Source organism: Paenibacillus massiliensis subsp. panacisoli DSM 21345 (assembly GCF_000426545.1).
GTDB lineage: Bacteria > Bacillota > Bacilli > Paenibacillales > Paenibacillaceae > Paenibacillus > Paenibacillus panacisoli.
Genome location: NZ_AUFO01000001.1, coordinates 409,060 through 434,387 on the forward strand (window position 1 = coordinate 409,060; position 25,328 = coordinate 434,387).

The window sequence follows — 25,328 nt, forward strand, 5'->3', positions numbered from 1 at the left end:
ATCGCCCACAAAAAAAGATACTCTAAGGCAATCAAGCCTGCTAGAGTATCTTTTTTTTGTACCAAGAATGTGATGATTTCCTTTGGGAGTATAGCTATTCTTATATCTGATTCTTTTTGTACCCTCATGGCTTGGCAGCATGTCAATCCTTGCATCTGATTGATGCTTTTACAAAAATGCCAGCCAGAGATATAGTCCCAGGAGTGTTAGCAACAAGGTCGGCACCGTCAGCACGATGCCTGTTTTGAAATAGGTCCCCCATGAAATACGGATGCCCTTGGAGGAGAGCACATGCAGCCAGAGTAGTGTGGCCAGAGAGCCAATCGGAGTCATTTTGGGGCCGAGATCCGAACCGATGACATTGGCATAGATGAGTGCTTCCTTGACTGTTCCGGTGACGGATGCACTATCAATGGCAAGCGCATTGATTAGCACCGTAGGCAGATTATTCATCACGGAGGAGAGGACGGCGGCTATAATACCCATGCTCATGGTAGCTGCTAGCAATCCCTCTTGGGCAGCGGCTCGGATTATGTGTGCCAGAGTATCGGTTAATCCGGCGTTACGCAACCCATACACGACAACATACATTCCGATGGAGAAGAATACGATCGCCCATGGTGCTCCCCGAATCACCTCTGGTGCCGGGACGACCTTGCTTCGGCCAGCGATGAGCAGGAAGATTAGTGCAATTCCTCCAGCGATGAGCGATACAGGTATGCGTAGCCACTCGCTGACAAGATAGCCAATGAGCAGCGCTGCCAGCACGAACCAGGAGATTCGGAACAGCTTTATGTCCTGGATCGCTTCCCTTGGCGGCTTGAGATGAGCAAGGTCATATTGTCTTGGTATGGCCTTGCGGAAGAGCAGGTACAGCACAAGAATGCTGGCTCCGAGCGAAAACAGATTGGGGACGATCATCCGCCCGGCATATTCCATGAACGTAATCCCGAAATAATCAGCTGATACGATATTGACGAGATTGCTGACGACCAGAGGTAGTGATGTCGTATCAGCAATGAAGCCTCCGGCAATGATGAAGGGGAACACCTGTCGCTCATCCAGTCGCAGCGCTCGCACCATGGCAAGCACGATCGGAGTCAGAATGAGAGCGGCTCCGTCATTGGCAAAAAAGGCCGCTACCACAGCGCCTAGCACCGAGATATACACGAACATTCGTACCCCATGCCCCTTCGCTGCGCTGGCCATATGCAAGGCGGCCCATTCAAAGAATCCGATTCTATCCAGAATCAATGAAATCAGGATAATGGCGACGAAGGCCAGCGTGGCATTCCAGACCATCTGGGTTACATCCCAGACGTCCTGTAGATCGACGACGCCAACCAGAAGGGCGAGCAGTGCTCCTCCACAGGCAGACCATCCGATCGAGAGATTTTTGGGCTGCCAGATCACCAGCACCAGAGTAACCAGAAATATTATGCATGACAAAACAATACCAACCACAAGTACCCTCCTAGATGTTCAACGAACAACGAAAACCTCAAATCTACTAAATGCTCATCTTAATATATAACTCTATGAATAGTAGAAGTACAATTGAAAATAAGTCCTAACCGAATATTCCCGGAGCAAAAGCCGTCCTAGTAGTCATAGACTGGTATAACACTGGTATGCGCTTATTCCTATTCGCCTGTAGCAGCAAATCTTTGGATGCGCTCGCCAATCTGATCGCGAACCCTTTGGAATACAACCCATTTTTCTTCATTCGTCCCCTGTGCCTTGGCTGGGTCATCGAAACCCCAATGCTCACGTCTTACCTGTGGAGGAGTGATTGGACACTTATCTGCCGCGTCCCCACACAAGGTTACAATTAGATCAGCACTGTTCAGCAGATGGGAATCAATAATATCCGATGTTTGAGTAGATATATCAATACCGACCTCCTTCATAGCCTTAATAGCGTTTGGATTAAGTCCATGAGCTTCAATCCCAGCGCTATATACATTCCAGTAGTCTCCCAAGTATTTTTTAGCCCATCCTTCAGCCATCTGGCTACGACATGAGTTGCCTGTGCACAAGAAGTAGATTGTCTTTTGTTTCATAATGGATATCTCCTTTTGATTAGTATATAAGTATATGCTTATATTTGAGGCGAGGGGGAGCCCCTATTTACAAACGGATGTAACACATTCTTTATTTAAGGCAGCAAGTATCATTTTGTTGTCAGGCATATACTTCAACACGTCTTGAATATAAGGCTTGTCTTCTACATTTAACGAATAATATACCCACTGCCCACGTTTATCCTCCTTGACGATTCCTTGGGCCTTGAGCTTACGCAAATGCTGGCTAACTCCTGGCTGAGATATCTCCAAAATATCAACAAATTCGCAAACACACCATTCTCGTTCTTTCATCAGCGCTAGCATCGTCAAACGTGTCTTATCAGCTAACAGCTTTAGTTGTTCAGCGACCTCTTGAATGGTCTTCACCTGATCCCTCCTTCATACATAAGTGACTGCTTATATAATAGTTGATGGGAAGAGTGAATTCAATACATAAGTGCTTCCAGAAATTATAATGTATACAGAACGTATGTTCTGATTATAATTAGATAAGAATGTATGTTCTCATTGCTGTGATTTTATAGAGGGGTGCATAATCATGCCTAAAAAAAATGAACGAATCATTTTTCTGGCAGACTGTCAGTCTTTTTACGCTAGCGTAGAAAAAGCCTCACGTCTGGATTGCGAGCATAAGCCGCTTGCGGTGGCAGGTGATCCTGCCCGAAGATCTGGAATTATTCTTGCTGCCTGCCCGATAGCCAAGAGCTTTGGCGTGACAACGGCAGAACGTCTTGGGGAAGCGCTGAAGAAATGCCCGGAGCTCGTCGTTGTTCGACCGCGGATGCAGTATTACATTGATGTGTCCTTGGCCATCTCTGATATCTATAGGCAGTATACAGATCTGGTAGAGGTGTTCAGTATAGACGAGCAGTTCCTAGATGTGACCGGAAGCCTTGGATTGTTCGGTGATCCGTTAGAGATTGCCCGAGAGATTCAGCAGAGGGTACTTCTGAAGACGGGAGTGTGGGTACGGATCGGAATGGGCTCCAACAAGATTCTGGCTAAAATGGCCACGGATATATGGGCGAAGAAGAACGAGAGCGGCTTGTATCGCTTACCGAAGTCGGGGCTTGAGATGCTGCTGTGGCCTCAGCCCGTGCAGAAGATGTTCGGTATTGGCTCGCGCATGACGAAGCATCTGGCCAGACTGGGTATGCATACGATTGGAGATATCGCCCGTACGCCGCTTCCTGTGCTGAAGTCCCGCTTACGGGCTCATTTTGGCAAGCAGTCAGACATTCAGGCAGAGGTGCTGTGGCGGAGTGCTCATGGGCTGGATGACAGTCCAGTCGCCCCGTACACATTTCGTACCCCTCAGAAGTCCATCGGTCATATGATGACATTGCCCAAGGATTATCTGGAGCCGAAGGAAATTGAGACCATTCTGCTGGAGCTGACGGAGGAAGTATGCCGGGACAGTCGGCGTAAAGGCTATATGGGGCAGGTGGTGAATGTCAGCTGCATGTGCAGCCCTTATGAAGCACCTACGGGATTTTCCCGGCAAAGGAAGCTGCTTGATCCGACGAATAGCACTAATAAAGTATTTGCGTCCGTGAAGGAGCTGTTCTATAAGTTCTGGGATCATATGCCTGTACGTCGTCTGGGTGTCAGCCTGAGTGATCTCGTCGAGGATGGGGTCTATCAGATCTCCTTCTTCGAGGATCAGGAGCGGGTGCGCTCCCTTGAGGAAGCGACCGATCGCATCAAGGAGCGGTATGGCAGTGCTGCTATCGTTCGGGCATCCTCTCTGACCTATGCGGGTCAGGCATTGGAAAGATCGCTGAAAATTGGGGGGCATTACAAATGAGCAAAAAGCTGCAAAATAACGGACTATGGGAATCTAGCCGGATGATGCTGCCTGAGCATCGGGCGCGTATTCTGGAGGAGGCAGGAAGGGCAGACAAGAGGTCTCGTCCACTCCTGCATGAGGATGAGCTGGAGGAGATGCTTCGCTATATCCTGATCTCGGAGCATGATGGGCTGCCGATACAGATTGAGCTATTCACCGAACGTGGTCCTGCTCATCGCGCAGAAGGCACGGTTACAGCCATTAGCCAGCATCAGCGAAAATTCAGAGTCGATACGCAGGATGGCTTTGAGTGGATTGATTTTGCCGAGCTGATGACAGCTCGCCTGTTATAGCCTTTACGTAACGTTAATGTTCTATAATGGACTCAGGACAGACGCTGGATAGAGAGCCCTGTGCTTGAGAACTAAGGGCAGGGCAGTCTGGCGAAAGGAGCGTAGGAATGAGTCAGAGATGGAAAATCAAGGAGCTAGCCTCAGAGCTGCATGTATCTACACGAACGATCCGGTTCTACGAGGAGAAGGGGCTGATCACTCCCGAGAAGGACCCGGATAACGGCTATCGGGTGTTTGGTGAGCGTGATATGATCCGGCTAAGGATGATTATCTCGCTTCGCGAATTTGGGATGTCGGTGGAGCAGGTCAAGCAGCTGCTGGGCAGCCTGGAGCAAGGGCGACGGGAGGAGGCGCTGCATACACTGGAGCTTCAGCGTTCAGCGATGTTCGATAGCTGGATGGAGAGCAAGCAGCAGCTGGAGGCCGCTGATTATATGATTGATTGCCTGCGGACGGGCGAAGACCCTGAGTGGGGAAGCTGGTTCGCGAAGGCTGGTGGCTTGAAGCGACAACGCCAGCTGAGGAATTCATGGCAGGACAATTGGGATTTTGATAGCCGCGCAGCCATACATGATGAACTGGTGAAGCAAGAGGAGCTGCAGAGTGGCGGTCATCCGGCTTACTCGGATACCCTGCGGTTCATGGTGGAGCGCGTTCAGCCACAGCCCGGGGAAAAGGGAATTGATATGGGGACGGGGACCGGCAATCTGGCCGGGCTTTTTGCAGCAGAAGGGGCAATGATGGCCGGTATTGACCAGTCTACAGAGATGCTGAAGCAGTGTCGTCGTAAATTTCCACATATTGATGTCCGTCCGGGGAATCTGATGCGGATCCCGTTCGTAGACGGGAGCTTTGATTTTGCGGTGAGCAGTTATGCTATGCATCATCTGGCTGATGAACAGAAGTACATTGCTTTAGGGGAAATATGCCGTGTGCTCCAGCCGCATGGCCGCATCTGCATTGCAGATGTGATGCAGGAGCCAGAACGTTGGGTGAGCGCAGCGCTTTCAGATGATAGCGTAGTCGCTGATCAAGCAGGGCGTCTGGAGGAACGTCCGGTGGATTATCTATCGGATGATTGGCCCAACCCTCAGCCAAGCCTTCAGCCCAATTTTATGACAGATCCTCTGTCTAGCTCTATGTCAGATCCACTGGCGAATCATCTGGACAAGCAGCCAGCCTACTATGTGACGCCTTCGTTTCTGACAGAATGGCTTGAGCAGCATGGATATGTAACGATTACCCGGCGTGTCGCTGGTCCTGTCTACATGGTATATGCCGTTCCTGTTCATTATGGTCAGGCGCGCAGCGGATCTCTTTTCTCCTGATGAGTGAAAGTCTCTTGACCTTGACGTAAGGGAAACTTGTAGTCTTCTGGTGAAGTAGTACTCATGTGATAAGCCAGGAGGATGAAGAAAATGAAAATGATGACAGAGGCAAGCGATACGATCATGATCAAGGGTGCTCTCATTGTGAGTATGGTACCTGGAGAAGAGCCATATGAAGGAGATATTGCAATCAAGGGCACGCGAATAGAGGCGATGGGGCCAGAGCTTTCGAAGCAGCCGGGGGAGTGCATTCATGCACGTGGCATGATCGCTATGCCAGGGCTGATCAATGCCCATCAGCATTCACCGATGAGCCTGCTGCGGGGCTTCTCCGATGATCTGAAGCTGATGGACTGGCTTGATCGCAAGATGCTGCCAGCCGAGGCGCGGATGACGCCTGAGGATATCTATTGGGGAGCCAAGCTGGCGATTGCTGAAATGATCAAGTCGGGTACGACAGCTTTTGCTGATATGTACATTCATATGAATGAAATTGCCGAGGCTGTACAGGAGAGTGGTATCCGTGCATCGCTTACCAGGGGAGTAATTGGTCTGGAGGACGACGGGGGCCGCAGAATACATGAGGCGATTGATCTGATCGATCGCTGGTCCGGCAAAGCAGAGGGACGAATCACGACCATGATGGGACCCCATGCGCCCTATACCTGCCCTCCGGATATGCTGAAGGAGGTATTGAAGGTTGCTGAATCCAAGCGCGTACCAATCCATATTCATCTAGCTGAGACTCTGGAGGAGAGCGCGATCATTCAGGAGCGGTATCATTGTACACCAACACAGTATTTGCACGATTGTGGTCTACTGGATCATGATCATATTTTGCTGGCCCATGGAGTGCATCTGCAGCAGGAGGATATCCACCTGCTTCGCTCTATTCGTGGTGGTGGAATAGCTCATAATCCGGTGAGCAATCTGAAGCTGGCTTGCGGAATTGCTCCTATAACCGAGCTGCTAGAGCAAGGGGTTAGCGTCGGTCTAGGGACAGACGGAGCAGGCAGTGCTACAACGCTCGATATGTTTGCCGAGGTACGTGCGGGGGCATGGCTGCAGAAGCTGGCTAGTGGAGACCCCGCCCGATTCCGTGCCAGACAAGCACTAGCCATGGCTACAACCGGAGGAGCAGAATTGCTCAGGCTTGGAACAAGGGAAGGTCAGTTGGAGCCTGGGAGACTGGCTGACATCATCCTGCTGGACTTGCAGCAGCCGCACCTGCAGCCCCTTCATGATCCATTCTCCCTACTGGCCTATGCGGCCTGTGGTTCGGATGTGCACACCACTATTGTAAATGGTCGTGTGCTGATGAGAGAACGCCAGCTGTTGACGATAGACGAGCCAGAGCTGCTGCAACAGGCAGCTGTCCGTGCGAAACGAATCACAGCCGGGTTATGAGCGGATGTTGCACTGGCACTCGGCTTGAGGTACTTGGCTTGAGGGGCTGGACTAGAGGGATTGTTTAGAGAGTCGAGCAGAGAGTACCCACCTAGCCATTGCATCTGCAGGGTCCGATTAATGTACAATCTGGAACAGGCGACTTAGCTCGCGTCGCACCTCACTTCTGGCGAAGCGGGGGAGCATGGAGAAGAATCTCCGATATCCCCGGCACAGGTAATGCACTTCAATGCCAGCAGGACCTCGCTGCTCCTCCAGAACCTTAATCCCTCTTGCCCGCATATCCCGTCGGGTGGAGGTCAGCTCGTGGGTGATATGCTGCTGCAGGCGATCCAGTCCGCGAGTGTAGAGATCAGAGAGGTACAGTGTAGAGGAGGAATGCTTCAAGACGGCAATATCCTTTGCCAGCATATCGAGCATCAAGGTATACAAGACATAGGATTTCACCAGACGGTCATCCTCATGTGTAGGGATGGGAGGTGCTGATGATGGCTTCATAACATCGTTCACTTCCTTCATGGGGTACTATCTTAGATGTATGAGAACATATGTTCTTAATATAACCATCATAATGGAGTTCATACATTCCAGCAACGAGGAATTCATGGAAAATGCAGTGCACACAGACACTTGAAGGCACATGCTTCCCATGGACAGCAAAATAAGGTATGGTTGGTCATGTCTGTTGGAGTTCACAATTGTTAATGAAAGAAGGAATGATCAGATGCGCCGGCTGTATACTGCGCTTATTTTGTTAAGTCTTGTGTGGGGAGCGTCCTTCATGCTCATCAAGGTGCTATTGGCACATCAGATGGGTCCGTGGACGATAGCCAGCCTCCGCTCCTTGCTGGGCATGCTGTTCATCGTGCTAATGATGGTGCTGCTACGTAGGCCATTTGACTTGAAGAAGCTGAACTGGGGCGGGTCTCTGCTGGTGGGGATTATCAATATGGCGTTGCCTTGGGCACTCATTGCTTTCAGCGAGACGAGACTCACCAGCAGTATGGCTTCTGTGCTGAATGCGACGACTCCGATTTGGACGATGCTTGTAGGTCTGGTGTTCTTTGGAGCGGTGTTCGGCAGACAGCAATGGCTGGGGATGGGGATTGCATTTGCAGGCATCTTAGTACTGCTCGGCATTAATTCGGATACGATCATTGCTGCAGATCCAATAGGCTTTGCGGTGATGCTCTCGGCGACATTGTGTTACGCTATCGGCTCCCAGCTTGCGCGCAAGCTTCTGGGAGGTATGGATATGTACCAGATTTCGGTAGCTACCCTGGCAGGGGCGTGGATCAGCAGTACGCTGGCTGCGCTGGTGCTGGAGAGCCCGTCAATAGCTTCATTAGCATCGCTAGGGTCACTTCAGGTCATGGTTTCGCTATTGGGACTCGGCGTCCTTGGCTCGGGTGTAGCGTACATTCTGTTTAATTACATGCTGATGAAGGGTAGCCCAGAGTTCGCGACCTCCGTAACGTATCTGGTGCCTGCTACAGCGATGGTATGGGGCTATGCCTTGTTAGGCGAGCATATCGGTTGGAATCTGCTGGGTGGACTGGTGCTGATCCTCGGTGGAGTCTTCATCGCTAATCGTCGGGGAAGTGTAGGTTCATCAGGCAGAAGGGCAAAGGAAGGGCTTGATCGAGCAAAGCAGATGACGGTTCAAATGGAGCAGAGAAGAAAGAAAAAAGCCAACGAGACAGAGGTAGCTATTATCGAGCAGAGAATAACGGAGGACAGACACTAATCGTTATGATGCATTAGTCGAATTTCACAAACGGATGTACAGAATAAGGCGGGTGCGCTTCGAGCGTTACCCGCCATCATTTTATTCGTCAGATTCTACACTATTAAAATATACACGTACATATCGAGGAACTGCTATCTATCTCATCTTCCACTCCTACCCGAAATCAGAGAGGAGGCAGTGCCAACGGGGCGATGAGACATGGATTGTCGAACTCAGGGTGGGCAGGGATCAGAGTTCACTCCAGGTCATTGTCAGTTCTACAGATCCGTCCTTACTGGCCATTACTCCTCCAATTAAGGACCATTTTTCATGGGCTTCTGTATCGGTTCCTTGAATGATGATATTTTTATCATCAATGGTCTCCATAGCATCTGTCATGGCTTTGGTGGCAAAATAATCTTTGTACATATCGGAGACGGCCTTCAGATCTTCAGGGGTTGTAAAGATAATCATCACTGACTTCTTGCCCTCTTGTTCGCTGGACTGAGCTAATTCAATCTGGGCATCAGCCGGTAAGGGGAAGTCAGCTGGCATATTTTCAGGCAGTTGCTTATTCTGGTTCACTTCTGCTTCCGCAGGCTTCGCTGCAGATGTGGAGGCCTTGCTCGTATCTGCTATGCTCTCTGCGGCGGGCACCTTGCTACCATTAGTATTATTACTATCTCCGGACTCCTGAGCCGCTTGGGTGCTACAAGCGCTTAAGATCGTCATCAGGGTTAAGGTAGCACAGGTTAGTACCAACTGCTTCTTATTTTTGATCATTATTATCGCTCCTTTTCTGTGAAATACTGCTCCTAAGAGAGCAATGTATTGTCTCCTCTGATTGATTCCACACATCCTTCCCTATGTTATATAAGCTCGTGCTATATGGTTTGAAGCGTATGATACATGCTAGATATCCAGAATTTTAACAAAAATGAAGTGAAGGGAGAACGTGCCCTAGTCCAGTTGTATCCCCAACCTAAGTCCAGTTTTGCACAACTGTATTTATCTTCTGCATTTATCTTCCGCATCTTCGGGATTGTTGCACAATTTTCCGTGCATCTGCTGCCAGACGCATAACCAAAGCTTTTAATCATATATTGTTAATGCCAGCGGATTTTAGTCTTACTTCGTGTGGATCTTGTGGTGGTGTAGAATGTTCTGCCGTCTAGGGGCTCTGCAACATTCGTTACCATGGATATGTATATCGTCGACTATGCATATCGTCCATTTTACGTAGGTTTGACATAACAGGGCTGTTTCACAGGTGCTCGTCTGTGGTAGAATTGTTACAGGGACTGGTTCGGCTAACCGACCAGTTGTGACGAAATAACATGCAGAAAGGATCAGGATACCATGTGTCCCCGAAGGATACTTCCCCAAAGGACGATCTGGAAACGGTATGATCTCTCTTATACTTAGCTTCTTCTCGTGGATGACGTCAGCCATTCTGACCGACTTTACGGAAGAGGGGATTGTGAAATGCGAAGGACCAAGTCCTCCAGGCTAAGCATCCATTTCGGCTTCCGTAAGAACGGTAGTTACACCAAACTTACGAGAAACCGAGGAAGCCTGTATGAGGATACCCAACCAAAGTTCAATTACTGTTAGTCAACTCGCCCCTCTAGCCCGACGTATGCTGGCTATGATGCTGGGCACGCTCATTCTTGCATTTGCTTACTACCATATTAATTTTGCGAATCATTTAACTGAAGGAGGATTCGTTGGCCTAGCTCTTCTGGGCAAATACGCCTTCGGTTGGTCACCTGCCTGGACGGCATTGCTGCTGGACATTCCAGTGCTGCTTGTCGCTTGGCTGTGGAAGGGCTGGAAGTTCATGGCCTCCGCATTGGTCGGAGCTTTGATGTTCTCTGGATTCTATGCTGCCTTTGAATTATACTCGCCTCTGCATATCGATCTGGCAGGCAATCTGGCGGTAGCTGCCTTGTTATCAGGCTTACTGACAGGTGTCGGTGCGGGTCTGGTTATGAGATTTGGCGGTGCTACTGGGGGCGATGATATTTTATCCCTCCTCATTAGTCAGTGGAGAGGCTGGAAGCTGGGGAATGTATTTTTTGCCAGTGACTGTATAGTACTTCTTCTCTCACTGTTATATTTGCCAATGAAGGAGACACTGTACACGATTCTTGCAGTATGGGTGGCAGGCAAGATTATCACCATCACCGTCACCTTCCGTCTACCGAAGCCAACTGTTGCTCCTCAAGTAACTCTGAAGCAGCAAGCGCACAGCTAGGCATGGATTGTGGGGAGCTATACGCGATTCGAATTAACCGCATAGTAACCGCAGTGCCCTATGTTCCGGAAAGCATTGTTTGGGACTTCAGGCGAATGCTCTGGACTGATGAGAATGAGAAGGGTACGCAGACAGACGATAAGCATGAACGAATAATAGAGCAGATCAAGCATAGAGGTGCTCTTGATGCCACCATGGATCAGGAGCACCTCTATTTGTATGTGTATACATCACTTACTGAAATGGCGTGACTCCTGAATGCGACCATGCTGATCATGAATGATCACCCGTATGCTCTGGTCTGCAGACCAGCACTTGGCTTCTTGAACGGCCTCCGTCTTGGTATGGTGCACAGAAGAGGGATGATCTCGTCCCTGCTCCTTAATCGCCCAGCCTTCCTCGTGGGGAACGACATGAATGGGCTCATCCGTCTCGTGTGCGGGATGGTTGCGATTCCATTCCTCAGCCTGAGCCGTTGCAATCGCAATTGCTCTCCCTTCCTCATAGCCGTTCGATAGGAGGGCATTGGCGATCTCGATCGCCTTGTTGCGCACACGTTCCTCCAGATTTTTCATGGATGGGGGGTAATCCTGCTTGTTCCACGGCATAATCATTCCTCCTGTCTCTTCCTTCAGGTTACGAAAAACGAGATTAAATCAATGCTCCTAAGGGACGGTAGATATGGAGCTTAGATATATATTACCCTTCCCATTCGTGGGCAAACGCGGATCGCCGTAATTGTATCTCCCAACTAAGTAAAATCTGTGCCCAGCCGTTAGATGAGAAGGAATAGGCTTGCAGTTATCGGAAGGAGAAGGGCCACAGATAACAAAGCCACAGGGGATCATCCGACTTTGAAGTTGAATGAAGATCCTGTGGCTTTATTTGTGCGTATTCGCAGTAATTCGAAGCTATATCGTTGACAGGGATGATTTATTCCTGGGTAAATTCAGTGATACTATACATGAATAAGTTACTGGAATAGCATCTTGCTGGAAAAAGCAATTTACTGAAATAGTGAAGCATACTCTCCATAGCCCTCTTCCTCCAGCTTGTCCTTAGGAACAAAACGCAGCGCAGCGGAGTTGATGCAGTAGCGTAGGCCATTCTCGCCAGGTCCATCATCGAATACATGGCCAAGATGGGAGTCTCCGATTCGGCTGCGGACCTCGGTGCGAATCATGAAATGACTAAGATCCGTCTTCTCCTTGATGCTATAGCTGCTCAATGGGCGAGTGAAGCTAGGCCAGCCGCAGCCTGCATCATACTTATCCCGCGAGCTAAACAAGGCTTCACCTGAGACGATGTCCACGTAGATGCCTTCATCTTCGTGGTTCCAGAATTCATTCTGGAAGGGACGCTCGGTAGCATTGTTCTGGGTGACTTCATATTGCAGCGGTGTCAGCCGTTCCTGGAGGTTGGACTTGTCCAGCTTGCCGGACCAATGATTCTCGATGAAGTCCTCACGTCCAGAGCCTTTGCGATAGCGTTTGTAGTGCCCTGGATTCTTCTTATGATAGTCTTGATGGTATTCCTCTGCTTCATAAAAGACAGATGCTGGTACAATCGGTGTAACGATTGGTTGATCGAATCGTCCGCTGTCCGCAAGTGCTTTCTTTGAGGCTTCTGCCTTAAGACGCTGCTCCTCATTATGATAGAAGATGGCCGTCTGATAGGATTCCCCGCGATCATGGAACTGACCACCAGCATCTGTCGGATTAATCTGTTGCCAGAATAGCTCCAGCAGCTTCTCATAAGGGAAGACATAAGGATCGAAGGTAATCTGGACAGCCTCGACATGACCTGTCGTATCGGAGCAGACTTCCTCGTAAGTGGGATTCTCTGTATGACCACCTGTGTAGCCAGAACGGACTTTCTTGATTCCTGGCAGATCCTCGAAGGGAGATACCATGCACCAGAAGCATCCACCTGCAAAGGTAGCTAATTCTGTATCGTTGGGATTTTTAATGATATCCATCTATAATCACTCCGTTCTTGAAGACATGTTATAAGCCGCGGATAATTCCTATCGGGAAATATCCTTAATTTAAATTATACTCGAATTGTGCCTCTGAGACCAAACTAGCTAGCTACCGTACAACTTTTTGCGTAACAGCATGAAGATGCCAATACTAATCCCGAGGTATAACACGGCAAGTGAGACACCAGCGAGCGGGTAGGTGGCCAAGAGACCGCCAGCGAAAGCATAGGCAGTTACACCTGGAAGCTTACCAATACATGTGCCAAGTGCGAAGCTGTGAAAAGGAAAGCGAGCTACCCCGGCATACACATTGACCACGGTCTGGGGGATGAGCGGAAAGAGCCGAGCCAGCAGCACAGAGACGAAGGGGTGACCCTCCATGACTCGGTTGACCTTGGATAGGGCAGGTGAACGCTGTAAATATGCCTGTCCGCTGGCACGGAAGAAATAGCGAATCCCTGCGTAGACGGCAAATGCAGCCAAAGAGCTTCCGGTCCAGCAGATGAGAGCCCCTTGCCATGGGCCGGTTGTATAGGAGATAGCCGCGATCACCAGCTTATAAGGAAAGACGGGGAGCAGGGCAAACAGGGACGAGACCAACAGCAATACAGGCCAGGATGCCTGCTGCTCAGTCCATGTCCACAAGCGCTCTCTCTCCAACCATGTCACCAGCAGTAGCAGGATATATCCACTCACAAAAATCCATTTTTTCATAAATAAATCCTTTCCTGAATAAACCCTAATTAACAACAAATGAATACCTAATAAGTCTCTAATAAATCTCCAATAAATCTCCAATAAGTCCCCGAAAAGGTCCTGAACATGCTTTCAATAAGATATGAGCTAAATTCCAGATAAGTTCTGAGGAAGTAAACAAGTTCCTAAAAAGTAAAGCAAGTTCTGGAGGAGTCTTAATAAGTACTTACGATCGTGCTCAAAATAATGTAAGTGCCGATTCCTTGTTTATGTCATGAATGCTATAATATGCGGCATAGAATAATCCCAAAGGGGAGTAGCTCAGACAATAAAGTCGTCATGACGGGTAAATTTGCCCCGGCTTTATTGGCAACGTGACGTTGTAAGCGAGACCTTTGCCTGGAATCTTGAACATTCGGGTAAAGGTCTTTTTGATGTGAATTCAAAAGGCGCCGTTCCTGATTGTTCAAGGAGCAAGCGCCTTTTTGCATGAGTGTTGCGCATAGATCCCGAAAAATGATGCAAAATGCTGACATGCATGAATGCGAGTCGCAAAGCTAAGTATAACAAAAAAATGAGGGAGAGTGGGGAGCGCATGGATTTCATGTCTGTGGAGTTCTGGACAGCACTCATGTCCATCGTAATTATCGACCTGGTGCTTGCTGGCGACAATGCGATTGTCATTGGACTTGCTGCGCGTAATGTACGAAAAGAGGATCAAAGGAAGGTGATTTTCTGGGGGACGGTCGGGGCCGTTCTGATTCGTGTTATTGCTACGCTACTGGTCACGTATTTGCTGCAAATATACGGCTTGCGATTGATCGGAGGGCTGCTGCTCGTCTGGATTGCTTATAAGCTGCTTGTTGAAGAAAGGAAGCATGAAATCTCGGCAGGAAATCAGATGTGGGCTGCGATTCGTACGATTATTATTGCAGATGCCATGATGGGGCTGGATAATGTACTCGCTGTAGCAGGGGCTGCGCATGGTGACATGATTCTGGTCATTCTGGGGCTGGCGATCTCGGTACCGATTATGGTCTGGGGCAGCACGATTATCCTTAAGCTTACCGACCGCTTCCCATATGTAATTGCCATCGGGGCTGCTGTACTCGCGTATACCGCTGCCAAAATGATCGTCGCCGAGCCGCTTCTTCATGACTGGTTCGTGAATCCTGTCGTGAAATACGGCTTCGAGCTTCTTGTTGTCATTGCTGTAGTGCTGTATGGCTGGAATGTGAAGAAAAGACGTGAGAGCAAGATCAAGAGCCGCCCAGTTCGGATTAAAACGGCGGAGTAATCATTACTCTCGCTGCTCCTGAGGGAAGGGTCCGGCATTTCGGTAGTTGTATCAAGAATGCTACTTCGGGTTGCATCGCTTCTGAAGTTGGTATACGATTTGGTCACTAGCCAACAGTAGGAAGTGAGAGGAGAAGTACGATGGATGACAGCAATAAGCCTTCCTCAATAGAGGAAGTGATAGCCCAACAATATCGGCAGGAAGAGGATATGATGATTCTTGTCTTTGCCCAGTGGTGCGTGAATCAGGGGTTAGACCCTGAGGTCTTATATCGACAAGCGTATCCGCATCAGGAGAAAAATGAGCGCCTGCAGCGAGTGCTGGAGTTGACGGTACCTCGCGAGGAGGCTGGCGACATTCCGGATGATACCGTCCTTGGTGTGCTGTCCATGTTCGGCAATGAGGATCTGGCCATGATCGTGGCGGAGGCAAGAGAGCAATTGAACAGAAATCCCGCTAAGCCCGGATGATTCCCACCTCAATAACGTATGATAATGAGAGCAAGTCTCCCATTGTCATACGTTTTTTTGGTTATTGCTCGCGTTAGTTGTTTAACTTATGGGAAAGGGAGCTTACAGCTGCTCACGGTGCTCGGCGCGGTATTGTCTTGGTGATATCCCGTATTTTGCACGGAATACGCGGTGGAAATAAGTATAATTGGCAAATCCGGACGATTCAGCCGCTTGCTCCAAGGACATCGGGCTGAAAATAATCCGTTCCCGCGCCATATTGAGCCGAACCTCCAGCGCATATCGCATGATGGTGGTATCGAATGTTTCCTTGAACAAATGCACGGCACGGGATACGCTGATGCCGAGGTAGCCTGCAACGTCGTCCAGCTTAAAGGCAGTCGAGGCATTTTCCTCAATGTAATGCTTGATCTGGAAGGCCAGATAGCCGTGTTGGGAGGCAACAGGCTGCTCTGCCAACAGTCGGTCAATCTCGAGACAGAGAATCCGCATGTAATACTCCGATATCTCAGGATAATGGTTGAATATCCGACGCTGCTCCATGACAATCTGGCGGAATATATTCAGTAGGGATTCGTTCAGTTCTACCCGCATCTTGGCTGGACGTTTACGCTGCTTCCACCAGGCTTCAGCCCAGGGCCCAGTGAAGAAGATGTGATAATCGCTGCTCTCAATCAGCGTGTCCCCTGTCGCATCCGTTTCGCCATCAATCGTCAATTCGTAAGGCTCCGAAGGATGAAGGAGCAGCAGATCACCAGCCACCACTTCGACCATATCGCTACCGATCCGTGCTCGGCAGCTACCGTCCGTCTGCAGGCGCAGCATGTAATTGCGAATGCCTTCGGGCTGGCTTGAATAATAGGGTCTGCGGTGAAAAGAAAATCCGGCAGTCAGTACCTTACATGATTCATTAGAGGACATTGTAAGCACTCCTTTGCTCCCATGCTCCAATTCCCGGATACCTGTCCTTATCCCGGAATCAAAATCACGGTTACTTGATAAATATTGGCCAGATTGTTCATGTTCTAATCATATTATTCATTTTATTCGAGGGCTGTACAGAATACCATGAGAGTAGATTGTACACCTCATACTAACTGGCATCTGAGGAGTGAAGAATGTAGTGGAGAGAGTAAAGGCAGGCATTATCGGCTGCGGTCACATTAGTGCCGTATATCTCGAAAATCTGAAGCATAGTCCTTACATCGAAATCGTAGCTGTTGCTGACCTGCTGGCAGATCGTGCAAGAGCAAGAGCAGAGGAATTCTCTGTTGCAAACGTATACACAGTGGATGAGCTGATTCAAGATTCGTCCATTGAGCTGGTATTTAATCTGACCGTTCCTGGCAGTCATGCCATGACGGATCTGGCTGTGCTGGAGGCAGGAAAGCATGTATTCAGCGAGAAGCCGCTGGCCGTATCCCTTGAGGATGGCAAGAGAGTCCTTGAATGCGCCAGAGAAAAAGGTCTGCTGGTCGGCTGCGCACCGGATACCTTCCTGGGAGCAGGTATTCAGACGGCACGGAGCGCGATACAACAGGGCATGATCGGGCGTCCGATTGCAGCCACGGCTTTCTTTATGGGAAGCGGCCCGGAATGGTGGCATCATGATCCTGAGTTCTTCTATGCCGCAGGCGGCGGCCCTATGTTCGACATGGGACCCTACTATTTAACGGCACTCGTGAATCTGCTTGGCTCAATCCGGCGGATCAGCTCAACTGTCGGAATCCAGGTGCCTGATCGAATGATCCATAGTGGACCGAAGGAAGGAACTCCGCTGCGGGTGCAGACTCCGACGCATCTGGCAGGTAACATTGACTTTCAGAGCGGGGCGATTGCCACCGTCATTACCAGTTTTGATATCCGGGGCTCCTCAGAGCTTCCTTTCATTGAGATCTATGGCACTGAAGGGACAATGAGCGTTCCTGATCCCAATACGTTTAATGGTGATGTGAAGGTCAGACGCTTCGGTGCGGACGAGTGGGAGACGGTGGAGCCACTATTCATATGCTCTCGCAACGAGCGCGGCTTGGGGGCCTCGGAGATGGTCACAGCCTTGCGAGCAGGTAAGCAGCCGCGAACGAGTGGAGAGCTTGCTTATCACATTCTGGAGGCGATGCATGCGTTTCAGCGTTCCTCACTGGAAGGGAAGCACATCATCCTGGATAGCCGTTTCGAACCGGATGAGACCTTGTATTACGGCAATGAGATTCTGGCGAAGGTTGAAGTCTAGGTAGACGTTGAAATCGCTATCGGCATACAAGGGAAATCTCACTTAATAGATACCCATAAAAGCTCAAAAATGTGTTTTTTATGCACAAAAGGAAACATTTTTAACATGACATGCGTATGTAATATTAGAGACTCAAGATAAGGCAATCCCATTCAGTCGGAATATATGCATGATCCGTTGAACTTTACATTATAGTTGTTGAAATTTTATCCATAGCGACAGGGGAGGATTATTCTATGAAACTTGGTGTATTCTTGGTCTTATTCGGGGACAGATCTTTGGAAGAAGCATTGGATTTTGCAGCATCCACGGGGGTAACAGCCGTAGAGATCGGAACAGGTGGCAATCCAGGCAAGAAGCATTGTGATCCAGCGGCATTGCTGGGTAATGATACAGCGATTCAGAATTTCAAGAAGGCCGTAGAATCTCGTGGGCTGACAATCAGTGCCTTAAGCTGTCACGGGAATCCATTGCATCCGCAAAAGCATCTGGCACAGCAGGATCATGAAGATTTTATCAACACGGTATTGCTGGCTGAGAAGCTGGAAGTACCTGTCGTGAATACATTCTCCGGCTGTCCGGGGGATCATGAGAATGCGAAGTATCCGAACTGGCCCGTAGCTCCGTGGCCGAACGATTATCAGGAGATTCTGAAGTGGCAATGGGAGAATAAAGTTATTCCTTATTGGACGGAGACAGGCAAGTTCGCAGCTGAGCATCATGTCAAGATTGGATTGGAGCTGCACGGGGGCTTCTCTGTGCATACGCCTGCTACGCTGTTGCGTCTGCGTGAAGCTGCAGGAGAAGTGATTGGTGCCAATCTTGACCCAAGCCATATGTGGTGGCAGGGTATTGACCCGGTTCAGGCTGTACAGATTCTTGGCCGTGAAGGAGCGATTCATCATTTCCACGCCAAGGATACTGTCATTGATCCAGTGAATGTCAACAAATACGGTCTGACAGATATGCAGCCGTACACCAATATGCTGGAGCGTGCGTGGCAGTTCCGTACAGTAGGATTTGGGCATGACATCAAGACGTGGGCGGATATCCTGAGCGCGCTTCGTCTTGTAGGCTATGATTATGTTGTTAGCATTGAGCATGAGGATGGACTGATGTCCATCGAGGAAGGCTTCACCAAGGCGGTTCACAATCTGAAGCAGGTGCTTATGAATGAACCTTTAGGCGAAATGTGGTGGGTATAACAGCTTGGGAGACAACAGGGGCAATATTTAGGGGGATAAGTTATGATTAACGTAACCATCTGGAATGAATTTGTTCATGAGAAAATACACGATGCCGTGCAGCGCGTCTATCCTGATGGATTGCATAATGCACTCGCTGCGGGGCTTGGGGGAGAAGGCTTCGCAATCCGTACAGCAACATTGGACCAACCGGAACATGGGCTAACGGATGAAGTGCTGAATTCTACGGATGTATTGATCTGGTGGGGGCATATGGCTCATGATCGGGTAAGTGACGAGGTGGTCGCCAAGGTGGTTCGCAAGGTACAGGAAGGTATGGGCTTCGTGGTGCTGCATTCGGGGCACTTTTCGAAGCCGTTCAAGGCCCTGATGGGCACCAGCTGCGATCTGAAATGGAGAGTAGCTGGCGAGCAGGAAATCCTGTGGTCAGTAAATCCCTCGCATCCGATTGCAGAGGGCATTGATACGAAGATTATTCTGGAGCAGGAAGAGATGTATGGCGAATTCTTTGATATTCCTACTCCGGATGAGCTGGTATTTATTAGTAATTTTGCTGGAGGCGAAGTATTCCGCAGTGGTTGTACTTTCCGGCGTGGAGCAGGCAAGATCTTCTATTTCCGGCCAGGGCATGAGACGTATCCAACGTTCTATCACCCCGAGATTCTGAAGGTTATTGCCAACGGCATTCGCTGGGCGTACCCTGTGCATCACCCGCAGCAGACTTATGGACGCAGCGAACCGGTTCGCCCTTTTGGCGAGGTGCTCGTATGACATTTCCACATGTGTTCTCGTAGTGCGTCCGGAAGAATAGGATGCGACCCGCAGGAAGGTGTAGCTTGATCAACGCTGTGCCTCCCATCAGACAGTCCATTGACGATACATGCATGCTATTGTAATGATACGGTGAAAGACAGGCGACTCCGGGAATCGCCTGTCTTTCGTTATTTTCATGCTCTACAGCAATGTCCTACAATTAATTGGGACCAGGTCATTTTCAATTTGATGAAAATATGCTAAACTGAAATATACTAACTAATTGAAAGTTAACAACAGACCTGTCAAAGAGGTGAATAAAATTATGGACAATCATCCAACTCATTTGTGTCCCCGCTTTGAGACAGCCTTCTCATTTTTGGGAAAGCGCTGGAATGGTCTGATCATTCGGACGCTAATGGATGGGCCTAAGCGGTTCAAGGATATATCGAATCAAATTCCCAGCATGAGTGACAAGATGCTATCGGAGCGGATGAAGGACCTTGAGAGCGAAGGGATCCTCATCAGACATGTATACCCAGAGACTCCGGTTCGTATCGAATATGAGCTAACGCCTAAAGGCCAGGCACTGCGTCCAGTTATGGATCAGATTCAATCATGGGCTGAGGATTGGGTACAGTAGACAAGTAGAGTAGATGAAGAATGACAAGTTGTAGGTAGCGTAAAGGAAGGTACCCTGAGTTCAAAGGGGTGCCTTCTTTTTTTGTTAAGAGCATAGAATTTATACGTTTTCAACGGAGCTGAACAGTTCGAGCTCATGAAAACCGCAATATTTTTTACAAAAAATTGAAGTGAAAAAAAGTACAATATTTGTGACCAAAATCACAAAGTTAAAATTTAATCTATTTTAAAATTGAATTATAAGATATCAGGCATTGTCAGTCCATAAGAGAGAGCAGCAGACAGGCTGGGCATTGCTAAGGAGGGCTACAGTATGAGCAAGAGACGAGAGCAACTGGTACTGATTGGGAACGGAATGGCTGGCGTAGGTACATTAGAACAGATCATCAAGCTGGGCGGCGAATACGATCTGCATGTGTTCGGTAGCGAGCCGTACCCTAACTATAACCGGATCATGCTGTCTTACGTATTGGAAGGAAGCAAGACGGTTGAGGATATCATTCTGAACGACTGGGACTGGTACAAGGATAACGGTATCCAGCTTCACACGGATACTACCGTAGTGAAGATTGATGCCGAAGCCAAGACCATCTCTACGGACAAGGGTCAGACACTGTCCTATGACAAAGTGATTATCGCAACCGGCTCAAAGCCATTCATGCTCCCGATTCCGGGGATCGAGCGTGAAGGAGTCATTGGTTTCCGTGACGTGGCTGACTGTAGACAAATGATTGAGGCAGCAGGGACCTATCGCAAGGCAGCGGTAATCGGTGGTGGATTGCTTGGTCTGGAAGCGGCGAAGGGGCTTGTGAACCTGGGCATGGACGTGACCGTTGTGCATCTGATGGAAGATCTGATGGAACGTCAGCTGGACCCTGCTGCTTCCTTGATGCTGAAGGCAGAGCTTGAGCGTCAGGGTATCAAATTTGCAATGGGCAAACAGACTGTAGAACTGACTGGCGACGAACGGGTGACAGGGCTGCGCTTCAGTGACAATAGTGAGCTTGAGGCGGATCTGGTTGTCATGGCCGTAGGGATTAAGCCGAATACAGACGTAGCTGTGGCAAGTGGAATGAACGTGAATCGCGGGATCGTCGTGGATGACTACATGAGAACCTCTCTTCCAGATGTGTACGCGGTAGGCGAATGCACAGAGCACCGTGGTGTATGCTACGGTCTGGTAGCACCGCTCTTTGAGCAAGGTGCAGTGCTGGCGAAGCATTTGTGTGGTGCAGAGACTCAAGCCTATGAAGGATCTGTCGTATCCACGAAGCTGAAGATTTCCGGGGTGGACGTCTTCTCCGCAGGTGAGTTCCTGGATACCCCAGAACATACCGTAATTACTGCGAAGGATGAATGGAAACGTACCTACAAAAAAGTGTTGCTGCGCAATAATGTAATTGTCGGAGCGGTATTGTTTGGAGACGTGACGGAGTCGGCAAATCTGCAAAAGCTCGTGCGTCAAGGAACAGAGATGAATGATGAGATCTACGGCTCCATTATGGGAACCGGATGTGCTGGACACAAAGCAGCTTCGGCTTCAGTTGCTACCATGCCTGATGACGAGATTGTGTGTGGCTGTAACGGTGTAACTAAGCTGGCAATCGTAGAGGCTATTACAGATCAAGGACTGACAACAGTAGATGAAATCAAGGCCTGTACAGGAGCTACTCGTTCTTGTGGTGGCTGTAAGCCGATGGTGGAGCAGATCCTGCAATATGTGCTTGGTGATGGCTTCGAAAGTACTGCCAAGCAAGGCATCTGTAGCTGTACATCATTGAGCCGCGATGAGATTGTAGCTGAGATTAAGGCCAAAGGGCTGACTACATCGCGTGAGGTCATGAATGTACTGGGCTGGTCCCAGCCTGAAGGATGCTCGAAGTGTAGACCGGCGCTTAACTACTACCTCGGCATGATTAATCCAGATACTCATGAAGATGAAGCAGAGTCGCGCTTCGTAAACGAACGTATGAGTGCCAATATTCAGAAAGACGGAACCTATACTGTCGTACCAAGAATGTACGGTGGGGTCACAACACCAGAAGATTTGAAGAAAATTGCTGATGTATCACTTAAATATGATGTGAAGGTAGTTAAGGTGACAGGCGGTCAGCGTTTGGATTTGATCGGCGTGAAGAAAGAGGATCTACCGAAGGTATGGGAAGAGCTGGATATGCCTTCCGGCTATGCGTATGCCAAATCGCTTCGTACAGTCAAGACCTGTGTCGGCTCGCAATTTTGCCGCTTCGGTACTCAGGATTCAATGGCGATGGGAGCCCTTCTGGAACGCAAGTTTGAGCGGCTCGATCTCCCAGCGAAGTTCAAATACGCTGTCAACGGATGTCCGCGGAACTGCGCAGAATCCTGCACCAAGGATATCGGTATCGTCGGCAACGATGGTGGCTGGGAAATATTCGTGGGTGGCAATGGCGGTATCAAGGCTCGCTTGGCAGACTCGCTCTGCAAGGTGAAGACAGATCAGGAACTGATTGATATCTGTGCGGCAGTTATGCAGTATTACCGTGAGACAGGGAATTACCTGGAGCGGACTTCGGAGTGGGTGGAGCGTATTGGCATTGAAGACATTCGAGCTCGTACCGTGGAAGATCTGGAGAACCGCAAGGCATTGGTTGAGCGAATCGAATTCGCGCTGGCACAGGTAGAGGACCCATGGAAGAAGATCCTGAACAATCCAGAGAAACGTGAAGTGCTCTTTGAGAAAAAAGAACCAGTGATGTAATAGCTCGTACACGTGATTGCTATCTAGTTAACTAACTGGCTGACTAACTAACTGACTAATTTTAACTATAAACTATTAACTAATTTACTGATTGCTTATACGAAGCTCTCATGCTGATTTACAGCTTCTGAGAGCTTCGCATAGCAGTGAGTCACAATAGTACATTAATACAGGAGGCGAAGGACCTTGAAAACCACAACAGAGTACTGCGCGGTAGGCCGTCAGGAGGAATTCTTTCCTATGATCGGACGTGTAATCCAGCTGAAAGATGTAGAGATTGCTGTCTTCCGTACATCCGACGGACAGATCTACGCAGTGGAGAACCGTAATCCTCATCCGAAGGGTGGCCCATTGGCCGAAGGCATCGTCTCAGGGCACTATCTCTATGATCCGCTCTATGATTGGAAGATTAATCTGGAGGATGGTCAGGTGCAGGCACCCGATCAGGGACAGGTTCGCACCTTTCCGGTCAGACTGGAGCAGGATCAGATCATGATTTTGGCCTAGCAGGCCGTAGACTAGCATTGGAAGCGTAACTTAGGAGGTGTGTCCCATGTTTGCACCCGACGTGGAGACGATGGTAGAAGCCGCAGTAAATAAAGTCAAAAGAATGAACGAAAGCTGGCCCAGGTATATGGTCGCTGCGCTGCTTGCTGGCGCCTATGTAGGCTTGGGAATCATCTTAATCTTTTCTCTGGGGGCTCCACTGGCTGCCATAAAGTCCCCGTTTCAGCCACTGATTATGGGGGCATCCTTCGGAATTGCTCTCACCTTGGTTGTATTTGCTGGCTCAGAGCTGTTCACGGGCAATAATATGTTCCTCACGGTGAGTACGATTGCCAAACGCACGACGGTGACAGATACATTGAAGAACTGGGGACTTGTTTTTATTGGTAACCTGGCAGGTGCTGTGCTACTGTCCTATCTGATTGCTGGAACCGGACTATTTCGGGGAATTCCCCAAGATCATCTGATCTTTGCTGCTGCTGCCAAAAAAATGAGTCTGCCATACACAGATTTGTTCTTCCGCGGTATTCTGTGTAACTGGCTTGTGTGTCTTGCCTTGTGGATGTCCTCTCGTGCGAAGAGTGAGGCGGCCCGGCTGGTATTAATCTGGTGGTGTCTGTTTGCCTTTATCGCGAGCGGCTATGAGCATAGTGTTGCGAATATGACGTTGCTGACTGTAGCCTGGGTGCTGCCTAACCATCCCGAGACTATTACATTGGCGGGCTGGCTACACAACATGATTCCCGTTACTCTGGGGAATATCGTAGGTGGGGCTGTCTTTGTGGGTATGGCCTATAGCTATATTTCCTCCTATAGCAAGCTTGGCAAGTCTCGTTCCTAGTACCTTGAGCAGATGAAATGCGAGTGTAGAGCCGCTGCAAGCGGGGAGCCCTGTCGACCTCTGTTAAGCTTGCTGTTCTTTTGAACGAAATGGAAAAGTGGATGAACAGCAAGCTTAAAGGCGGCCACTTCGTTTCTCTAGGACTTCCCCGCTTTCCGCTAACCACGATCTCTCCAGACCATTCAACCTAAAATATAATTCGGTCAAGGTACTAGTACCCTGAACAGATCAAATGCGAGTGTAGGCCCGCTTTCCGCTCACGACTACGCTCCTCAGATCATTCAATCTGAGATCATGTTCTAACAAAGTACGTATATGGACTAGAAAAGTATATGAACTAGAAAAGCCAGATCTCTGCAGCGAGTTAAGCTGGAGGATCTGGCTTTTTGCAAGTTGTACTATAAGAAATGGTAACTGCTCTGTTACCTCAGTAGAGTCTTCTAATAGACGATTAGACGTGGCTACAGCTAGTAGCGTGCTTGCTGGGCGATGGAGAAGGTATGACGCCTAGGCAGTCGTCTAGCCATCTGCTGCACAGTCTCTGTGATTGATTGATGACAATTGTGGCAAAGTCGTCCCTCACCGATCGGATGACGGCAGGATTCGCAAGGATAGGTCAGATTAGCGTATGTATATGAAAATTTGCGTGTCTTGACCCAATGAGCAACCTGTGCATATTCGATCCCGGCGGCGTTGCTTAGTTCTTCTGTCGTCGCCTGCGGATGCTTCCATAAATAATCGGTGCAGAAATCAAGCTTGCGGTCCTTATCCGAGCTGCAGTTCTGGCAGAGGTTGCGAGGATTTCTACGAAATATGGAACCACATTCAGGACAGTTCATTGTCTGTAACTCCATAATAATCATTCCTTTGTCATGTCGGATTTGAGTCTATGGATATATAATACTATGACTTATTGACTATATCCACTAGTTATTTAGACTTAAGAACTATTTCTTTTGAAATAAACTAATTGCATATGGATCCTAGTGCCTATTTGTCGAGAATATTGGAAA

At 49.1% G+C, this 25,328-nt stretch carries 25 protein-coding genes; 15 read left to right on the forward strand and 10 right to left on the reverse strand.

Annotated features, from left to right (window positions below):
- Positions 1-168: 168 nt before the first annotated feature.
- The 3 genes from K331_RS0101755 to K331_RS0101765 all read right to left on the reverse strand — a co-directional run bounded on the left by K331_RS0101755 (position 169) and on the right by K331_RS0101765 (position 2,453).
- Complete coding sequence (locus tag K331_RS0101755; protein ID WP_028588938.1) at positions 169-1,464, reverse strand: arsenic transporter; 1,296 nt, start codon at positions 1,462-1,464, stop codon at positions 169-171.
- Positions 1,465-1,643: 179 nt separating this feature from the next.
- Complete coding sequence (gene arsC / locus K331_RS0101760) at positions 1,644-2,063, reverse strand: arsenate reductase (thioredoxin) (RefSeq protein WP_028588939.1); 420 nt, start codon at positions 2,061-2,063, stop codon at positions 1,644-1,646.
- Between the two features lie 63 nt (positions 2,064-2,126).
- Entirely contained in the window at positions 2,127-2,453 is a 327-nt protein-coding gene (locus tag K331_RS0101765; RefSeq protein WP_018887567.1) for an ArsR/SmtB family transcription factor, read from the reverse strand.
- 172 nt (positions 2,454-2,625) lie between these two features.
- On the opposite strand from K331_RS0101765, the gene K331_RS0101770 reads away from it, so the two are divergent.
- The 4 genes from K331_RS0101770 to K331_RS0101785 all read left to right on the forward strand — a co-directional run bounded on the left by K331_RS0101770 (position 2,626) and on the right by K331_RS0101785 (position 6,964).
- A complete protein-coding gene (locus K331_RS0101770) occupies positions 2,626-3,894 on the forward strand; it encodes a DNA polymerase IV (protein WP_018887568.1) in 1,269 nt (422 codons plus the stop codon).
- Positions 3,891-4,229 carry a YolD-like family protein gene (locus tag K331_RS28710; RefSeq protein ID WP_018887569.1) on the forward strand — a complete coding sequence of 113 codons (339 nt, stop codon included), beginning with the start codon at positions 3,891-3,893 and terminating at the stop codon, positions 4,227-4,229. Before K331_RS0101770 ends, K331_RS28710 begins: the two co-directional genes overlap by 4 nt.
- Positions 4,230-4,336: 107 nt before the next feature.
- On the forward strand, positions 4,337-5,557 hold the full coding sequence (locus K331_RS0101780; protein WP_028588940.1) for a MerR family transcriptional regulator: 1,221 nt from the start codon (positions 4,337-4,339) through the stop codon (positions 5,555-5,557).
- A 90-nt stretch (positions 5,558-5,647) separates the two neighbouring features.
- Positions 5,648-6,964: an amidohydrolase gene (locus tag K331_RS0101785; RefSeq protein ID WP_028588941.1), complete on the forward strand. Its 1,317-nt coding sequence runs from the start codon at positions 5,648-5,650 to the stop codon at positions 6,962-6,964.
- 117 nt (positions 6,965-7,081) lie between these two features.
- Here the strand turns inward: K331_RS0101785 and K331_RS0101790 are convergent, their stop codons facing one another.
- Positions 7,082-7,462, reverse strand: a complete 381-nt coding sequence (locus K331_RS0101790; RefSeq protein WP_036633893.1) for a hypothetical protein — start codon at positions 7,460-7,462, stop codon at positions 7,082-7,084.
- 226 nt (positions 7,463-7,688) lie between these two features.
- Between K331_RS0101790 and K331_RS28715 the strand changes: the two genes are divergently transcribed.
- The gene (locus K331_RS28715; protein WP_051289536.1) at positions 7,689-8,711 is read left to right on the forward strand and encodes a DMT family transporter; all 1,023 of its coding nucleotides are present in this window, start codon (positions 7,689-7,691) and stop codon (positions 8,709-8,711) included.
- A 231-nt stretch (positions 8,712-8,942) separates the two neighbouring features.
- Here the strand turns inward: K331_RS28715 and K331_RS0101800 are convergent, their stop codons facing one another.
- Positions 8,943-9,476 carry a hypothetical protein gene (locus K331_RS0101800; protein ID WP_028588943.1) on the reverse strand — a complete coding sequence of 178 codons (534 nt, stop codon included), beginning with the start codon at positions 9,474-9,476 and terminating at the stop codon, positions 8,943-8,945.
- Between the two features lie 856 nt (positions 9,477-10,332).
- Here K331_RS0101800 and K331_RS0101805 point away from each other — a divergent pair.
- Entirely contained in the window at positions 10,333-10,950 is a 618-nt protein-coding gene (locus tag K331_RS0101805) for a YitT family protein (RefSeq protein ID WP_051289579.1), read from the forward strand.
- A 230-nt stretch (positions 10,951-11,180) separates the two neighbouring features.
- Here the strand turns inward: K331_RS0101805 and K331_RS0101815 are convergent, their stop codons facing one another.
- From K331_RS0101815 to K331_RS0101825, 3 genes are all read right to left on the reverse strand, one after another.
- Complete coding sequence (locus K331_RS0101815; protein WP_028588945.1) at positions 11,181-11,558, reverse strand: DUF2188 domain-containing protein; 378 nt, start codon at positions 11,556-11,558, stop codon at positions 11,181-11,183.
- 398 nt (positions 11,559-11,956) lie between these two features.
- Positions 11,957-12,928 (reverse strand): peptide-methionine (S)-S-oxide reductase MsrA, encoded by a 972-nt coding sequence (gene msrA / locus K331_RS0101820; RefSeq protein WP_028588946.1) that lies wholly within the window; start codon positions 12,926-12,928, stop codon positions 11,957-11,959.
- Positions 12,929-13,036: 108 nt separating this feature from the next.
- Positions 13,037-13,645: a TVP38/TMEM64 family protein gene (locus K331_RS0101825; RefSeq protein WP_028588947.1), complete on the reverse strand. Its 609-nt coding sequence runs from the start codon at positions 13,643-13,645 to the stop codon at positions 13,037-13,039.
- Between the two features lie 577 nt (positions 13,646-14,222).
- On the opposite strand from K331_RS0101825, the gene K331_RS0101830 reads away from it, so the two are divergent.
- On the forward strand, positions 14,223-14,924 hold the full coding sequence (locus tag K331_RS0101830) for a TerC family protein (protein ID WP_028588948.1): 702 nt from the start codon (positions 14,223-14,225) through the stop codon (positions 14,922-14,924).
- A gap of 140 nt (positions 14,925-15,064) precedes the next feature.
- Positions 15,065-15,394 carry a hypothetical protein gene (locus tag K331_RS0101835; RefSeq protein WP_028588949.1) on the forward strand — a complete coding sequence of 110 codons (330 nt, stop codon included), beginning with the start codon at positions 15,065-15,067 and terminating at the stop codon, positions 15,392-15,394.
- Between the two features lie 102 nt (positions 15,395-15,496).
- Here K331_RS0101835 and K331_RS0101840 read toward each other — a convergent pair whose 3' ends face one another.
- A complete protein-coding gene (locus tag K331_RS0101840) occupies positions 15,497-16,315 on the reverse strand; it encodes a helix-turn-helix transcriptional regulator (RefSeq protein ID WP_028588950.1) in 819 nt (272 codons plus the stop codon).
- A gap of 202 nt (positions 16,316-16,517) precedes the next feature.
- On the opposite strand from K331_RS0101840, the gene K331_RS0101845 reads away from it, so the two are divergent.
- The 7 genes from K331_RS0101845 (at position 16,518) to K331_RS0101875 (ending at position 24,315) form a co-directional block, all read left to right on the forward strand.
- The gene (locus tag K331_RS0101845) at positions 16,518-17,627 is read left to right on the forward strand and encodes a Gfo/Idh/MocA family protein (RefSeq protein ID WP_028588951.1); all 1,110 of its coding nucleotides are present in this window, start codon (positions 16,518-16,520) and stop codon (positions 17,625-17,627) included.
- 236 nt (positions 17,628-17,863) lie between these two features.
- Entirely contained in the window at positions 17,864-18,832 is a 969-nt protein-coding gene (locus K331_RS0101850; protein ID WP_028588952.1) for a sugar phosphate isomerase/epimerase family protein, read from the forward strand.
- 42 nt (positions 18,833-18,874) lie between these two features.
- Positions 18,875-19,603 carry a ThuA domain-containing protein gene (locus K331_RS0101855; protein ID WP_028588953.1) on the forward strand — a complete coding sequence of 243 codons (729 nt, stop codon included), beginning with the start codon at positions 18,875-18,877 and terminating at the stop codon, positions 19,601-19,603.
- 307 nt (positions 19,604-19,910) lie between these two features.
- On the forward strand, positions 19,911-20,228 hold the full coding sequence (locus tag K331_RS0101860) for a winged helix-turn-helix transcriptional regulator (protein WP_018887586.1): 318 nt from the start codon (positions 19,911-19,913) through the stop codon (positions 20,226-20,228).
- A gap of 312 nt (positions 20,229-20,540) precedes the next feature.
- Positions 20,541-22,967 (forward strand): nitrite reductase large subunit NirB, encoded by a 2,427-nt coding sequence (gene nirB / locus K331_RS0101865; protein WP_028588954.1) that lies wholly within the window; start codon positions 20,541-20,543, stop codon positions 22,965-22,967.
- A 186-nt stretch (positions 22,968-23,153) separates the two neighbouring features.
- Positions 23,154-23,474, forward strand: coding sequence for a nitrite reductase small subunit NirD (gene nirD / locus K331_RS0101870; protein WP_018886423.1), 321 nt, complete (start codon positions 23,154-23,156; stop codon positions 23,472-23,474).
- Positions 23,475-23,520: 46 nt separating this feature from the next.
- Positions 23,521-24,315 carry a formate/nitrite transporter family protein gene (locus tag K331_RS0101875; protein WP_018886422.1) on the forward strand — a complete coding sequence of 265 codons (795 nt, stop codon included), beginning with the start codon at positions 23,521-23,523 and terminating at the stop codon, positions 24,313-24,315.
- A 467-nt stretch (positions 24,316-24,782) separates the two neighbouring features.
- On the opposite strand, the gene K331_RS0101880 is transcribed toward K331_RS0101875, so the two are convergent.
- On the reverse strand, positions 24,783-25,169 hold the full coding sequence (locus K331_RS0101880) for a hypothetical protein (RefSeq protein WP_028588955.1): 387 nt from the start codon (positions 25,167-25,169) through the stop codon (positions 24,783-24,785).
- Positions 25,170-25,328: the final 159 nt, after the last annotated feature.

Bases quoted from the DNA above. Each gene is read 5' to 3' on its own strand.
- arsC (WP_028588939.1), bottom strand. From the start codon at position 2,063: ATGAAACAAAAGACAATCTACTTCTTGTGCACAGGCAACTCATGTCGT.
- K331_RS0101770 (WP_018887568.1), top strand. From the start codon at position 2,626: ATGCCTAAAAAAAATGAACGAATCATTTTTCTGGCAGACTGTCAGTCT.
- K331_RS28710 (WP_018887569.1), top strand. From the start codon at position 3,891: ATGAGCAAAAAGCTGCAAAATAACGGACTATGGGAATCTAGCCGGATG.
- K331_RS0101780 (WP_028588940.1), top strand. From the start codon at position 4,337: ATGAGTCAGAGATGGAAAATCAAGGAGCTAGCCTCAGAGCTGCATGTA.
- K331_RS0101785 (WP_028588941.1), top strand. From the start codon at position 5,648: ATGAAAATGATGACAGAGGCAAGCGATACGATCATGATCAAGGGTGCT.
- K331_RS0101790 (WP_036633893.1), bottom strand. From the start codon at position 7,462: ATGAAGCCATCATCAGCACCTCCCATCCCTACACATGAGGATGACCGT.
- K331_RS28715 (WP_051289536.1), top strand. From the start codon at position 7,689: ATGCGCCGGCTGTATACTGCGCTTATTTTGTTAAGTCTTGTGTGGGGA.
- K331_RS0101800 (WP_028588943.1), bottom strand. From the start codon at position 9,476: ATGATCAAAAATAAGAAGCAGTTGGTACTAACCTGTGCTACCTTAACC.
- K331_RS0101805 (WP_051289579.1), top strand. From the start codon at position 10,333: ATGCTGGCTATGATGCTGGGCACGCTCATTCTTGCATTTGCTTACTAC.
- K331_RS0101815 (WP_028588945.1), bottom strand. From the start codon at position 11,558: ATGCCGTGGAACAAGCAGGATTACCCCCCATCCATGAAAAATCTGGAG.
- msrA (WP_028588946.1), bottom strand. From the start codon at position 12,928: ATGGATATCATTAAAAATCCCAACGATACAGAATTAGCTACCTTTGCA.
- K331_RS0101825 (WP_028588947.1), bottom strand. From the start codon at position 13,645: ATGAAAAAATGGATTTTTGTGAGTGGATATATCCTGCTACTGCTGGTG.
- K331_RS0101830 (WP_028588948.1), top strand. From the start codon at position 14,223: ATGGATTTCATGTCTGTGGAGTTCTGGACAGCACTCATGTCCATCGTA.
- K331_RS0101835 (WP_028588949.1), top strand. From the start codon at position 15,065: ATGGATGACAGCAATAAGCCTTCCTCAATAGAGGAAGTGATAGCCCAA.
- K331_RS0101840 (WP_028588950.1), bottom strand. From the start codon at position 16,315: ATGTCCTCTAATGAATCATGTAAGGTACTGACTGCCGGATTTTCTTTT.
- K331_RS0101850 (WP_028588952.1), top strand. From the start codon at position 17,864: ATGAAACTTGGTGTATTCTTGGTCTTATTCGGGGACAGATCTTTGGAA.
- K331_RS0101855 (WP_028588953.1), top strand. From the start codon at position 18,875: ATGATTAACGTAACCATCTGGAATGAATTTGTTCATGAGAAAATACAC.
- K331_RS0101860 (WP_018887586.1), top strand. From the start codon at position 19,911: ATGGACAATCATCCAACTCATTTGTGTCCCCGCTTTGAGACAGCCTTC.
- nirB (WP_028588954.1), top strand. From the start codon at position 20,541: ATGAGCAAGAGACGAGAGCAACTGGTACTGATTGGGAACGGAATGGCT.
- K331_RS0101875 (WP_018886422.1), top strand. From the start codon at position 23,521: ATGTTTGCACCCGACGTGGAGACGATGGTAGAAGCCGCAGTAAATAAA.
- K331_RS0101880 (WP_028588955.1), bottom strand. From the start codon at position 25,169: ATGGAGTTACAGACAATGAACTGTCCTGAATGTGGTTCCATATTTCGT.